Source organism: Chloroflexota bacterium (assembly GCA_026708035.1).
GTDB lineage: Bacteria > Chloroflexota > UBA11872 > UBA11872 > UBA11872 > JAJECS01.
The window spans coordinates 86769-100605 of the sequence record JAPOVQ010000014.1 but is presented as its reverse complement, the minus strand read 5'-3'; the positions used below and the strand labels follow the sequence as shown (position 1 = coordinate 100605).

At 67.2% G+C, this 13837-nt stretch carries 14 protein-coding genes; 10 read left to right on the top strand and 4 right to left on the bottom strand.

What is annotated here, in order from left to right:
• Position 1: 1 nt before the first annotated feature.
• From OXG33_06305 to OXG33_06285, 5 genes are all read left to right on the top strand, one after another.
• On the top strand, positions 2 to 904 hold the full coding sequence (locus OXG33_06305) for a toast rack family protein (GenBank protein MCY4113535.1): 903 nt from the start codon (positions 2 to 4) through the stop codon (positions 902 to 904).
• 13 nt (positions 905 to 917) lie between these two features.
• Complete coding sequence (locus OXG33_06300; protein MCY4113534.1) at positions 918 to 1628, top strand: hypothetical protein; 711 nt, start codon at positions 918 to 920, stop codon at positions 1626 to 1628.
• Positions 1629 to 1658: 30 nt separating this feature from the next.
• Positions 1659 to 2096, top strand: a complete 438-nt coding sequence (locus tag OXG33_06295; GenBank protein ID MCY4113533.1) for a lipocalin-like domain-containing protein — start codon at positions 1659 to 1661, stop codon at positions 2094 to 2096.
• An 82-nt stretch (positions 2097 to 2178) separates the two neighbouring features.
• Positions 2179 to 3333, top strand: coding sequence for a Xaa-Pro peptidase family protein (locus OXG33_06290; protein MCY4113532.1), 1155 nt, complete (start codon positions 2179 to 2181; stop codon positions 3331 to 3333).
• A gap of 52 nt (positions 3334 to 3385) precedes the next feature.
• Complete coding sequence (locus tag OXG33_06285; protein MCY4113531.1) at positions 3386 to 5038, top strand: thiamine pyrophosphate-requiring protein; 1653 nt, start codon at positions 3386 to 3388, stop codon at positions 5036 to 5038.
• Between the two features lie 525 nt (positions 5039 to 5563).
• On the opposite strand, the gene OXG33_06280 is transcribed toward OXG33_06285, so the two are convergent.
• A complete protein-coding gene (locus OXG33_06280) occupies positions 5564 to 6367 on the bottom strand; it encodes a hypothetical protein (protein ID MCY4113530.1) in 804 nt (267 codons plus the stop codon).
• Between the two features lie 443 nt (positions 6368 to 6810).
• Between OXG33_06280 and OXG33_06275 the strand changes: the two genes are divergently transcribed.
• The gene (locus OXG33_06275) at positions 6811 to 7404 is read left to right on the top strand and encodes an NYN domain-containing protein (protein MCY4113529.1); all 594 of its coding nucleotides are present in this window, start codon (positions 6811 to 6813) and stop codon (positions 7402 to 7404) included.
• Positions 7405 to 7694: 290 nt separating this feature from the next.
• Positions 7695 to 9113, top strand: a complete 1419-nt coding sequence (locus OXG33_06270) for a hypothetical protein (GenBank protein ID MCY4113528.1) — start codon at positions 7695 to 7697, stop codon at positions 9111 to 9113.
• A gap of 109 nt (positions 9114 to 9222) precedes the next feature.
• Here OXG33_06270 and OXG33_06265 read toward each other — a convergent pair whose 3' ends face one another.
• On the bottom strand, positions 9223 to 9978 hold the full coding sequence (locus tag OXG33_06265) for a hypothetical protein (protein ID MCY4113527.1): 756 nt from the start codon (positions 9976 to 9978) through the stop codon (positions 9223 to 9225).
• Between the two features lie 38 nt (positions 9979 to 10016).
• Positions 10017 to 10826 carry a hypothetical protein gene (locus OXG33_06260; protein ID MCY4113526.1) on the bottom strand — a complete coding sequence of 270 codons (810 nt, stop codon included), beginning with the start codon at positions 10824 to 10826 and terminating at the stop codon, positions 10017 to 10019.
• A gap of 484 nt (positions 10827 to 11310) precedes the next feature.
• Here OXG33_06260 and OXG33_06255 point away from each other — a divergent pair, with 484 nt between their 5' ends.
• Entirely contained in the window at positions 11311 to 11571 is a 261-nt protein-coding gene (locus OXG33_06255) for a hypothetical protein (GenBank protein ID MCY4113525.1), read from the top strand.
• A 50-nt stretch (positions 11572 to 11621) separates the two neighbouring features.
• On the opposite strand, the gene OXG33_06250 is transcribed toward OXG33_06255, so the two are convergent.
• Complete coding sequence (locus OXG33_06250; GenBank protein MCY4113524.1) at positions 11622 to 12770, bottom strand: MFS transporter; 1149 nt, start codon at positions 12768 to 12770, stop codon at positions 11622 to 11624.
• Here OXG33_06250 and OXG33_06245 point away from each other — a divergent pair.
• Positions 12760 to 12906, top strand: a complete 147-nt coding sequence (locus OXG33_06245) for a hypothetical protein (protein ID MCY4113523.1) — start codon at positions 12760 to 12762, stop codon at positions 12904 to 12906. The genes OXG33_06250 and OXG33_06245 overlap by 11 nt on opposite strands.
• Positions 12907 to 12964: 58 nt before the next feature.
• Positions 12965 to 13765 carry a glucose 1-dehydrogenase gene (locus OXG33_06240; protein ID MCY4113522.1) on the top strand — a complete coding sequence of 267 codons (801 nt, stop codon included), beginning with the start codon at positions 12965 to 12967 and terminating at the stop codon, positions 13763 to 13765.
• Positions 13766 to 13837: the final 72 nt, after the last annotated feature.

Genomic DNA, 13837 nt, shown 5'->3' with positions numbered 1-13837 from the left:
CGTGGACCAACGCGGATTTGGCTTCGCCGGGGCGCTGATCCTGGTCGGGATCGTCGCTCTGCTATGGAATTTCGACGTCCTTCCCGACCACTTTTGGCCCGTCGCCTGGTCCTTGTGGCCGGTTGCGCTGGTGGCGGTGGGCGCCGGCCTGGCGCTCTCACGCGTGCGGGTCTGGCTGGGATCGACGGCGTTTCTGGTTGTGCTGGTCGCCGGATTCGGCGCGGCGTGGGGTCTGGCGGCCGCCGGCCAGGGACCGGTCCTGCACCGCGAAGCCATCGCCGTGAACCTTGGCGAAGCCACCGCGGCGCGACTCGAAGTGAACGTAGGGGCAGGGTCGCTGACGCTCGACGCCGAGGCGCCGCCCGAGCTACTGCTCGCCGGTGAGCTGGAATCGCGCGCGATCGACAACACTTACTCGATCAGCGAATCGCGTCAATCCGGCGGTCGAAGCGTCGTCAAGCTTAGGAATTCGCCCGGTTGGGAATTCTCATTCATTCCCGGGCAGGTTCCGTCCGAAAACTGGACGCTGCATCTCACGCCGCAGATCCCCACCGATATCCGCATGGAGGCCGGCGCCGCGGACATCGACCTGGACCTTCGCGACCTCAGCCTTCGAAACCTACAGATTGAGGCCGGTGCGGCCGAGATTGACCTGGTGATGCCTGCTGCCGCCCGGAAGACCGAAGCCAGTATCGAGGTCGGCGCGGCCAGCCTGCGGATCACCGTGCCCGGCGGAGTGGCGGCTCGGATTGAAATCGACGCCGGGCTTTCCAGCGTGCAGATTGACGAGGGCCGATTTCCGCAAGCGTCCGACGACGTTTACATTTCGCCCAATTTTGATCGCGCCACCAACCGCCTAGACATCACCATCGACGCCGGCGCCAGCCACGTTGAGATTCGCTGAGGGAGCACCCGTCATGACGAACTTGCCCGACTCGGAAGTCAAGAAGCTGCTGTCCGCCACGTCCACGGCCACGCTTACCCACCTCCTGCAGCAGCGTGGATATCGCAACGTCTATTTCAGCGGGCTGCACCCGGTCGGTTCGTCCGTGCGGGCGGTTGGCCGGGCGCGCACGCTGCGCTACACACCCCACCGGCCCGATCTCTATCCGGAGGACTTGTCGCAAAACCCGCAGCGTCTGGCGATCGAGTCGGTCGAGCCCGGCGAGGTGCTGGTGGCAGAGGCCGGCGGCGAGCTGGGCGCCGGGGTGCTGGGCGACATCCTGCTCACGCGAGTCGCCAAGCGCGGCGGTGCGGCGTTCGTGGTGGATGGGGCGGTAAGAGACCCCGAGGCTATCGGGCAACTGGAGATGCCGGTGTTCGTGCGGGGCATTCACGGCGCGGCGCACATGCGCGACCTGGTGCCCATAGGACACGACGTGCCGGTTCGCTGCGCCGGGTGCACGGTTGTGCCGGGCGATTGGATCGTGTGCGACGCGAACGGCGCGGCCGTTGTGCCGCCGATTGTTGCCGCGGAAGTCGCCGCGGAGGGTGTGGAAATGGATCTCAAGGAGGAGTTCGTCCTGGAATTGATCGAGGGCGGCGCCTCCACCGTCGACGTGTATCCGCCTACTGACGACAACATGCAGGGCTTCCCCGCGTGGAAAGCGGCGCGCGGACATAAGTAGTCGCGCCGATCAGCAAGCGGGCGCCGACGCATGACGGAGTCGTCGATCGTTGGGGTGTGGCGGCTCGTGTCGTACGAGTCGCGCTCGGAGTCCGGAGCGACTCGGCTGCCGTATGGGGAGCGCGTCAGCGGATACCTGATCTATACCCCGGAGGGCTACATGTCGGTGACGATCATGGGCGCCAATCGGCCGAACCTGGCGTCCGAGGACCGTCTCGCAGGCACGCCCGACGAGTACGCGCGGGCCATGAAGACTTACGTCTCCTACTGCGGTCGCTACACCGTGCACCCCGATCGCGTCGTCCACCACATCGAGCTCAGCCACTTTCCGAATTGGTGCGGCGCGGACCAAGAGCGCTTCTATCAGCTTGAGGGCGATCGCCTGCGGCTGCGGACGCCGCCCTTCGAGCTCGGCGGCGTCCAGCAGACCGCGCACCTGGTCTTGGAGCGCGTGCACGCCATCGAATAGCACCGCTCAGGGCTCGCTCGCGACCGCGGCCAACTCACGTCGGCGCGTACGATGCACCGACGCGTAAGATGGGGAGCCCTCGGTGAGCTATCCGCTGGCCTTCTCCAAAGCTGAATTCGAGCGCCGCGCCGCCGCCGTAACCGCGCGCATGCGCGATGCCGGGTTGGACGCGCTGGTGGCGTACTCGGTTCGCAACAGCCAAGGGCCCGTGGCCTATCTCGGCGGCTACGAGCCCGACCTCGGCCTGCACGACGTGTCGTATTTCCTATTGATCCCCGGCGGGCGGCCCGACGCCGTCTTGGTGACGAATGGGTTCTGGGACGATCCGGACTCGCGGACGTGGGTCGACGACGTGGTGATTTCCTACAAGTTCGAGTCGAGCCTGCCGGAGCTGCTGCCGCGCACGGCATCGCGGATCGGCGTGGCGGGCTTCGATTATCTGCCCGCTCCGGTCTATTTGGGCCTGAAGGCGGCTCACCCACAATGCGAGATCGTGGACGCCACCCGCCTGGTCATGGAGGTGGCGCAGATCAAGAGTCCGGCCGAGATCGAGGTGATTCGCACCTGCATGTCGATCAACGATCACGGCGGGCGGGCATTTCTGGACGGCGTCCAAGAGGGAGTGAACGAGCGGTCGCTCCAAATCGCCGTCTACGAGGCGCTCATGCGGGCGGGGGCCGACGGCCTCTACTACAACCCGCAGATCTACAGCGGGGCGAGCGTCGCGCACGGCATGGGCATGCGAACGGACCGCAGCCTGCAGGCGGGCGACCAGGTCCAGGTGGACTGCGGGGCGATGTATCGCGGCTACCGCGGCGATCTCTCGCGGGTCACCACCGTCGGCCGCCCGTCGCCGGAGGTCGGGCACATCATGGAGGCCACGGCCCAGATGTACGAAGCGATGCTGGACGACCTGCGCCCGGGAACGGCCGCGGCCGACGTGGCGCGCGCCGGGATGCGCGTGGCGGAAGCGAATGGGCTCGGCGACTGCCTGTATCGCCCGACCCCGGACCATCCGCCGGGCATGCTGGGCCACGGCATCGGCTGCTGGGTCCACGAGCTGCCGGAGATTCAGCTCGATTCAACCGACGTGATCCAGCCCGGCATGGTGGTGGTGTTCGAGACCATCCTGGGTCGGCCGGGAACCGGCGGGGCGAAGATCGAAGACGCGGTGCTGGTGACCGACGGCGCGCCCGAACGGCTTTCCAGCATCCCAGTGCGCACGTGGCCGGTGTGAAATCGGTGGTAGCGTACGCGTCGGCTGCCTCGTGCCGACGTAAGGTCCCCGAATGAAAACCACGCTCGCGATTGCCCACATCCTGCAGGCCGAGGGCATCGAGTTCCTCAGCGCCTATCCCACCACGCCCGTGATCGAAGCGGTGGCCGAGGTTGGCATCCGCCCGGTGATCTGCCGGCAGGAACGCGTGGGCGTTGACATCGCCGACGGGTATTCGCGGGTCACCAACGGCAATCCGCCCGGCGTGTTCGCGATGCAGTACGGACCGGGCGCCGAGAACGCCTTCTCCGGCATCGCGACGGCATTCACCGACGCGTCGCCGATTCTGGTGCTGCCGCTGGGCCAGCCGGGGGACCGTGAGGGTGTGGCCCCCTTGTTCAGCTCGGTGCGGGCCTATGCCCCGATCACGACGTCCATCCAGCGCCTGAACGCGCCTGAGGACGTGGCGGACAGGATGCGGCGGGCGTTTGCCGCGCTGCGAATGGGTCCCGGTGGACCCGTCATGGTCGAAATACCGGCGGACGTGGCCGAGGCCGAGGTCGACGACGCCATTCCGGCAAGCTATCGACCGGTGCGACCCGTGGTCGCGGCCCCGAATCCGGACGACGTCATTCGCGCCGCACAGGCCTTGCTCGACGCCCGGCATCCGGTGCTGCTCGCCGGACAGGGCGCGCTCTATGCGGGCGCGAGCCGCGAGCTGATCGAGCTCGCGGAGCTGCTCGGCGCGCCCGTGGCGACGACCATGGCCGGCAAGAGCGCGTTTCCCGAGACGCACCCGCTGGCCCTGGGCAGCGTTTCCGGGGTGATGAACGAGGCCGCGCGGCACTTCGTGCAGCAGGCGGACCTCGTGTGCGGGATCGGCACCAGCTTCACCAAGCACATCATGTCGATGCCCGTTCCGGCCGGGACAACCATCGTTCAGTTGACCAACAACCCGCGCGACATCGCGAAGGACTACGACGTCGACGTGGCGGCCGTGGGCGACGCGCGGCTGGCGCTGCGTGGGCTCACGGAAGCGTGTCGCGATCTCTTGGGCGGGAGCTCAAATACCCGCGATGGAGCGCCGGCCGACGAGATCGAGCAGCTGCGCCGCGGCTGGCTGAGCGAGTGGATGCCGAAGCTGTCCGCAAACGCGAAGCCGATCAATCCGTATCGGGTTATCTGGGAGTTCATGCAGCGGGTCGACCCGGACGAAGCGATCGTGACGCACGACTCGGGGAGCCCGCGCGATCAGATCATGCCGTTCTACCAGGCCGGCGGACCGCGGACGTATCTCGGCTGGGGCAAGTCCCACGGGCTGGGCACGGGCCTGGGCCTGAGCCTGGGCGCGAAGCTCGCGGCCCCCGACAAGTTCGTCGTCAACTACATGGGCGACGCCGCCTTCGGGATGACCGGGCTCGACATCGAGACGGCCGTGCGTTGCAAGATCCCGATTCTGACCATCGTGCTCAACAACTCATCGATGGCCATCGAGGCCCGCCATCTGCCGCTCTCGCACGAGAAGTACCGCACACGAGACATCGGCGGCGACTACGCTGACATGGCGGCGGCCATGGGGGCGTGGGCCGAACGCGTGGACGAGCCGGACGATGTCGGCCCGGCCCTGGAGCGGGCCAGACGCGCCACGGAGGACGGCCACACGGCGCTGCTGGAGTTCATCACCAGCGAGGAAATCACGTTTTCGAACAAGAACGTGATTAGCTAGGCGGCCCACCCGGGATTTCCGCCCCCGGTAGGGGCCGGTTTCCAACCGGCCCGTCCGCGATCGCCAACGCCTGCGGGCATTCCCGCCATTGCAACGGGCGGGTCGGAGACCCGCCCCTACCGTCGTCGGGGCGTCGCCGAGGGTCACGATGCCATGTATATGGTTTGGCATGACGACGAACACATCCAGAAGGTCGTGCTCGTAGTGCTTGGGCAGATCCACCCAGCATGCCGCCACGGCCTCGCCCGTCCGGTTCAACACCATGCGGTCAGCGGCGATCCGGCCAAACAGCACGTCGCGGTTGTGCGTGCAGACCGTAATGAAGTACGCGCCCGGCGTCGCATAGTCACAACCACGAAGCCGTGGCGACCGGCGCCGCGGCCACCTCGATTGGCCTTCCACGGACAATCAGATCGCCAGAGCCAACATAACCGCAGCCTACGGTCTCACGATCACGCCCCGGTAGGGGCCGGTTTCCAACCGGCCCGTCCGGTGTGTCCGAGCGGGCGGGTCTGAGACCCGCCCCTACCGGATATCGACAACCAGCAGCGATTCCTCGTTGCCGGCGTTGGCCGCCAGCAGATCGCCGCCCGGGGCGAAGACGGCGGCCCTGCCGGTGACCCGGTGCGGCCAATCCGGGCGCTCGTTGAAGTCGTCGCGCGGGTCCTTGGCGTCGAGGTAGAGCGCAAACACCCCCAGCCGTTCGGCCAGGTCCTCGGCACGGCGCTTGAGCGTGTCGCGCTGGTTGAAATTCAGAATTTCGTCCCATGACGCCCCGGCATCCTGGAAATCCTTGATGCAGTCGAAGTGCGGCTCGATGATGACGCGAGCGCCGAGACCCACGAGCGTGTCGTGGATGGCCGGCGACTCGTTGTCGGCGCAGATGGTGACGCCAATCGACGTCTCGCCAAGCTGAAACGGCGCCATGGCGTCGCCGCCGCCTCGATAGAAGTCCATCTCGCTGGTGGTCGGTTGCAGCTTGCGCTGGACGTGCCGCACGCCGTCGCCATCAACGATGACGTACGCATTGAACGGCTTTTGCGCGAGCCCGCGTTCGGCAATGCCGGCGCCGATTGCCAGTTCGAACCGCGCGGCAATGCGCACGAGCCGCTCGGTCGAGGGACCGGGAATCGGCTCGGATCGCGTCTCCAGGTCGTCGAGGTCGGCGTCCGCGTCATAGGTCACCCAGGGACCATGCACGGAGAATTCGGGGAAGAGCACCAGGTCGCAGCCGGCGGCGGCCGCCTGCTCGGCGAAGGCCTCGATCTTCTCCAGGTTTGCGTCCCGCTGCCCTCGCAGCGAGCACAGGGTGACCATGCCAATCCGCATCAAAGCCTCGATCGCGGCTGTTCCGATACCCACCAAGCCTCACACAGGCGGAGATACCGCGCGTATCGGGTGTTTCGCCGAGCGCTTCGCGAGACGCCACCGCCGATCGGAGGTTGACTCGGGTGGCAAACCGTCGCGCCCGCCGGCTCTTGTACCGAGGCACGCCGTCCACGGTTTTCCGAGCGACAGTGGCTATGCTTACAGTCATATCGGCTGAAGTGCGGCGACCCTGAGGCTGGGCGTGCACGGCTGAACGCCATTCCACCCGCGCAAGCGGTGCGGGGTCGGATCTGTTGATCCGCCCGACAGCTTGGAAACGACGATTGGTTCGCGCATCGCGGCGCGGACCCGGGTCCGGCAGAGCGAAAATGTCGCCGCACGTCGTGTGGTTATCGACCGGCGAGGGCCTTAGGCCCAACCCTTTCATGGACGGAGCATGTCCCATGGCCCGCTTGGCGATTTTTATCGATGGCGCGTACCTGGAGTCGGTCCTCAAGTACGAGTTTGGCGGAGTTCGGATCGATCTGACGAAGCTGGTCGACGAGATTCAGAATCACATCGAGGACAACAGCCCGGATCCGGTCGAGGTCCTGCGGACGTACTACTACAACTGCCGTCCGTATCAGAGCGACCCCCCAACGCCGGAGGAAATGGACCGGTATTCGAATTCCCGGCGCTTCGAGGACGCGCTGCGCTATCTGCCGCGCTTCGAGGTGCGGTTGGGGTATCTCCGCAAGAGCGGCATCGACGAGTGGGGGAACCCGGTCTTCGAGCAGAAGCAGGTCGATTTGCTGCTGGGCCTTGACATGGCGCTGCTCGCCAGCAAACGGCACGTGCAACACGTCGCGCTCGTCGCCGGCGACGGTGACCTCTATCCCGCCGTGCAGGTCCTGAAGAGCGAGGGCTCCATTGCCTGGTTGATCCATGGGCCGCGGCAAGGCAGCGACGGACGCCCGATGTACTCGTCCAATCTCTTCAAGGCCGCCGACGAGCGATTCGAGTTGGATGAGGAGCTGATCGACCGCCTGCGGATGTAGGGAACCGTCCGCCGACTCAATTACCCGAGTCTGGAGACCTTTGCGTCATCCCTGCGTCATGCCGGCGGAGGGCCTGCCCCGAACTCGATTCGCGGCTGGAGTCAAGCCGGACGGGCGCATCACAGTCCCGCCCCGACCGGTTTCCGCAAGGGTCTCCGTCTGGGTGAGCAATTGCTCGCCACCGCGACCGCGGTCGGAACCGTAGGGTACGTTCCAGGCGACACTGGACGCTCCGGGGCCCGCGCGGGCTCCGCTCACCAGACTCAAGTCGTCAACGAGGGAGTTCACCGATGAAACGCCGCCTTCAGCTCTTCGGATTAGTGGCCGTGCCGCTTGGCGCCATCGCCTTCGCAGCGGTCGCCTTCCTGCTAGTCGTGGGGTTGCAGCAGGAGCTTGCCGACGCCACCGCGCGAGTCGACCGGCTCGAAGCCGCAGCGGCAGCCCTGGAGCCGCGCGTGCTTGCCCTGGAAGACGCGCCCATCTCGCTTGATGCGGTTCAACCCGTGCTCAGCGCCCGCCGCTTCCGTCTCGTGGACGACATCGGCCACGAACGCGCCGTCCTGCAGATGGACGAAGCCGGGCCGTCATTGCGAGTTTCGGATGTGAGCGGCGAGTCTCAGGTGTTCATCGGCGTGACGAACACCGGGCCGGAGCTTACGGTCAACGGTCCGGGACTGGCCGCGAGTTCCGCCCGCGCCACGCTGAAGCTCAACGCGAATGGCCTTCCCCACCTGGAAATGGTCGACCTCGAGGGGCGCCCCCGGACGGCGCTTGCGCTCAGCTCCGCCTCCGGAAACGGCGATGGCTTCCTCCGATTCTGGGATCAAGAGGGCGACCGGCGCTTGCTCGTCGGCGTCCGCGATGACTCTCCCGAAGTCGTGCTGGCCGATAGGGAAGACTTCCCGCGCGCGAAGCTGAGCGCCGGTCCGACCGGTCCGATCCTCAGGCTCCACGATGCCGCCGGCAACGCGCGGGGGGACTTTGGTCTCACCAATCTGGACCAGGTCGGAGTCATCCTGAGGGGCGATGAGGAGGAGCAGCGCGCCGCGTTCATGGTCAATCCCTTCGAGACATCCCTGTCGTTCTTTGGGCCTCGCGGCCAGGTTCGTTCCGTCCTCGAGAGCAGTGATGAAGCCTCGTCACTCTTCCTCTTCGACGCGCAGGACAGCTTCAGCGTATCCCTAGGAGTCTCGGACGATGGATCGGTCATGGGTTTCTCCGATGAGACGGGCACCATCCGCGCCGCCCTGGGCTTCGTAGGTCCTGGGCCAACGCTTGAACTCGCCGACGCCGAGGGCACCGTGCGCGCGCACTTGAGCGACACGGCCGACACCACCAGGCTCGTTTTGCAGGACGAGCAGGGGATTCCAAGGACGGCACTCGGCATCAGCGCCGATGGTGGAGTGCTGGGGCTGTTCGACGAATCCGGCACCCTGCGGACCAGCGTGGCGCATACGCCGCAGGGTTCCGCGTTCGAGCTCTACGATTCCCAGGGCACAGTGCGCGCCAATCTGAGCTTTTCGCAAGGCAGCCCCGGGTTTTCGTTGAACGACTCGTCGCAGAATCCTCGCGTAGCCGCCGGTTTCATCCGCAGCACGCAAGAGCCCTTCATCGCCACGTTGGACGAGGACCTCGGCATCATCTGGCGGTCCGACCGGCCACCGAATTCGGAGTCTGACTCCGAAACCACCGCGAGTGGCGGTGGTTAGTGCGTAATGTCGCCACGCCCAATCGGTTTGCGGAGCAGGATTCCGGGCCAATCCCAGATCCAGCGGGCGTTCGGTAGAGCGTTCCAGGGTCGATCCCCCAAGGCGCGCCTTATTCCAGAAGCGCGTCAATGACCGCGGCCGTGTCCGGGCAACGCGCCGCCACCGCAATCAGCATCATCTCCGTCGTCACGGTGGCTTCCCACCGCTCAGACTCAAGGACTTCCGCCACCACCCGCGGCCGGGCGCTTTCCGGCTCGCTTAGCGCCTGCTCGAGCGCCCGGCAGGTCTCTGGCGCCCGTTCCCGAGCGAACGGCATGCGCGTGTTTCGGCCGACGTCCGCCACCGCCCACCTCACCAGGGCCAGCAGGCTCATGTCTCGGCAGTGCGCATTTAGCATGACCTGGAGACGTTCTTCGTCAAGCCCCAGGTCCAACGCCCTGACCAGGAGCACCTGCAGCTCGCGGTCGGGCTCGGCGCGATATCGGCGTCGCACCCAATCCGCCGTCTCCGGGTTCCTCAGCCGCTCGCACACGCCGTCGGCGATGCGATCCAACTCGATATCGGCCGTATGCTCGACGCCGTCCGTGAGTGACACAAACCGCCACCAGGCCTCGGGGCAGCTCGTGCGCGCCGCCAGCTCGTGATTGGGAGTGCGGCGACGATCCGCCAAGTCTTCCAGGGCGTCGATAATCTCGCGAAGTTCGGAGTCGCCGAGATAGGAGGCATAGGTCTGTCCACGCCGCTCGTAGGACAAGACGCTCGACTGATTTCCTAGCTGTTCCAGCCGCGCGCACAAGCGCTCGACCAATTCGTCGTACGTTCGCTCGGTGAAGCCGCATCCCGTCAGCACCAGCACAGCCAGCATGAGGACGCCCAGGATTTTCCCACCGAGGCGAGACTCCCTCACCCCGGCAGGCCCGACACCGCCGCGGCCGCCTCCGGGCAGCGTTCTTCCAATGCGCGCCGCAGGACCGGCACCGCGATAGGATCAAGTGGCGGCTGCCCCGCCCGCATTACCTCCGCCGTAACACGATCCACCCTGTTCAAGGCCGCCAGCTCCGACGCCCAGGCCAGCGCCAGGGCCCCGGCCCGCGCCGATTCCCGTTGCCCCAGCGCGTGCTCCAGCTTCGCGCACGTCTCCCGCGCCTGCAGGCGGGCGCGCATCATCTCCCAACCTCCGCTCACGACCCGAATCGCCGCCTCGATCTGTTCCTCCAGCTCGGGACAATGCACCCAGAGCTCCGGTTCGAGCAATACGGGGAGCTCCGCATCCCTCCCGGCGTGGAAAACCTCCACCAACTCTCCGTCCGCTTCCGCGCCCGCCTCGCCGGCCAGCCAGGCCTTCACCGCCGGCTCCCGCAAGCGCGCGCAGGCGCGCATGGCCAAGCGATCCAGCGTGGCGAGGCTGCTCAGGTCCCTCCCCTGCGTGACTGACTGCAACTCCCAATAGGCCTCCGGGCAGAGCTCCCGCATTCCGGTAACCAAATCAGTGGCGCTGCCCTTCCCGAGGGCATCCAATTCGCTTCTGATTGCCCAATACTCCGTATCGCGCAGGATCTCGTTCTCTTGCCGCGCGGTCAGAATGGCCGTTTGGAATTCCGGGGACTGATACCGCGCGCACAATCGCCCGATGAGTCGGTCGAACTCGCTCTGCGGCTCGCCGCAGGCCGGCAGCACCAGCGCCGCGAGCAGGATGACGCAGACGACCCGCATGCAACGCCTCACCCAGGAACCTCGCCGGTGAGTCTACGGCGACGTCGTCGGCTGGATCGGGGCGAGTCGCGCATCACGCACGCGCAAACGCGGCCTGACGGCACGGCGCCCCGGCTATTCTGACCCCATGGCGTACGGGTGGCACGACAGCCTTGGCCCGGGCGGGCCGTCCCTGAGTGACCCGAAGTTTGAAGAGCCCAGAAGGCGGCGCGGCCCGCCGCGTTCGCGCTGGCTGGGCGCCGCCTCCGCGTGTTTCCTGGTAGCGCTCGGCACGGCTGTGCTCATCACGCAGTCGCTGGTGATCGGCATGTGGTTCATCCTGGCCGGAGCCGGCGTGTCGATGTTGGTCCGCGGTCTGCTTTTCGTGCGCCGGAAAACCTGGGGCCGCCGGCCAATCGACTTGGCAGAGGCAGGCGAACACCCCGCCAGCAGCAGTTCAGCGCCCCCTGTCCCAGCCATCGAATCCTCATGGTGGCTGCAGCCAATGAGCCGACGGCAGGCCGCAGCCGTCATCAGCTTGCCGTTTTGCGCTGCGGGTATTGCCTTCCTGGTCGCTGACCCGGATTTCGTGCCCAGCGCGTGGACGGCAATCGCCGGCGGCAGCCTGGCCGTCATCTATCTCGTCGTGGCCTACCGGCGGTCCGATCGCCCGCGGCGCCGGCGGCGCTTCCGCGTGGAGGAAGACGACTCGCGCAAGAAGTGGCGTCGCTATCGGTGGCCGCGCGGCGTGCGCACGTTGCGCTAGCGGCGCAGGCTGCGACCCACTAATCGTCCTTGTGCTGAGCGGAGGCGGTTCTAAGCCCCGAGCGCTCGCTGCCGCGTGAGGCCGCGCCGGGCGAGGACGCTGACGAGCACCAGAGAACCCGCGAGCGCCGCGACGCCGACCCAGCTCATGCCGCCGGCGCTGAACACCGGGCCGGTCGCCAGGCTGCCGGTGGCCGCGGCCACGGCGGCCAGCGCATCGCCGGCGCCCTGGGTTCGGCCACGCTCGTGCGGCGAGAGTCCGTCGATCAGCAGGGCCGAGCCGGCGACGAAGCACATGTTCCAGCCGTAGCCAACCAGGAACATCGCCAGCAGCATCACGCCCAGGTCGGCCGAAAACGGCGTCAGCACGCTGGCGGCGATCAGCTGGGCCGCGCCAAGCACGATCACCGGCATCTGACCATAGCGGTCCACCAGGCGACCGGTGAGCGCCGCCAGCCCGAACATGCCCACGGTGTGGACCGCGATGGCAATGGAGATGGTGGTGGGCACGTGGCCGTGATCGTGGAGATGCACGGGCGCGATGGTCATCACCATCACCATCACGAGCTGGCCGACCAGCATGGCGAGCACGGCCACCCGGACGTTGACGGCGCGAAAGATCTCGCGCAACGGACGCGCATCCGCGTCCAGGCCGCCGCCCGCCGTGACGGCGGCCAGCGGCGACGCGATGGTCATGTCGCGTGGATCGGGTCGTACGAACGTGAGGACCAGGGCCACGGCCGCACCGACCAGTACGGCGGCGGCCAGCCACGGCCCGGCGAATTCATCGATCCCGGCGCCCTCGGCCAGGCTCGTGGACGCCTTGACAATCAGCGGCCCAGTGATGGACCCAATGGTGCCGGCGAAGACGATGCGGCCGATGATGCGCCCGCGGCGCTGCGGCGAATGCACCTCGGCGGCGACGTAGCGCGACTGATCGCTGGCCGTCCGCGACATGCCAAAGATTGCGGCTCCGACAACCAGCCCCGGGTATGACTCGCCCATGATGGAAAGGGCTCCCACCACCGCGCCGGCCACGCCCGTGAAATAGCCAAGCGCAAGCGCGGGCCGACGCCCAGCGGCATCCATGAGCCAACCGATGGGATAGGCCGCCAGCGCCCGGCCAAACAGCATGGCGGCGCCGGGGATTCCCGCATAGGCGGGGTTGCCGGCCAGGATCGCCGCGCTGATGGACAGCACCGAGAAGCTGGCGATGCCGGCGGCCGAAAACGCGGCTTGGGCGGCAAAAAGCGTCGCCGTGATGCGCTGTGGGGCGGTCAGCGACGGAATGATGGACGTGAGCCTGTCTCCCGGCGTGGACGTGCGGGCATTCTAGGCGGGCGCGACACGGGCTATCGTGGACCCGCACGCGGGGTCACAAGGAGCGGGCACAGGTGGGCACATTCGACGGGAAATCAGTCGTGGTGACGGGCGGCGCCCAGGGCATCGGCGGCGGCGTGAGCGAGGGCTTCGCGCGGGCCGGCGCGTCGGTCACGGTGGTGGACATCGACGAGGCGGCGGCCGCGGCGCTTATCGGCAGCCTGGGAAACGATGGGTGCACGGCGCAGTACGCGATTGCCGACGTGAGCAGTCACGCGGACGCCAAGCGGGCCATCGAGCAGGCCGTGTCGGCCTTCGGCGGTGTCGACGTGCTGGTGAACAACGCGGGCATTCAGCCGATGGGTTCTTATGTCAAGCTCGATGCCGAGACCGAGGAGGGCTGGGACCGGATCATCGGCGTCAACCTCAAGGCCTGCTTCCTGATGTCGAAATACGCCATTCCCTCGATGCGCGAGCGCGGCGGGGGCGTCGTCATCAACATCGCCAGCGTGCAGGGGCTGCAATCGCAACCGATGGTGCCGGCCTACGCGGCATCGAAAGGCGGGGTGCTTTCCCTGACGCGCAACATGGCGCTGGACTATGCGCGGGAGAACATCCGGGTGGTGGCCATCAACCCGGGCTCGATCGATACGCCCATGCTGCGCCAGCAGGCACGGGAGGCCGGCGACGAGGACGCCATGGTGGAAACCTGGGGGCGCACGCATCCCATCGGTCGCATCGGCCAGCCCGCGGACATCGCCAACGCGGCGATGTTTCTCGCCAGCGATCAGGCCAGCCTGATCACCGGCGAATACCTGTGCGTCGACGGCGGGTACATGGCCCAGGGCGCCTGGGCGGGGAACTACGACGAGTAGGGTCCCTCACCGCGGGCCTCTTCCCTGGGAAGAGGGAGCCGGAAGTCGGCGGTCGGTGCGGGGATAACGGAC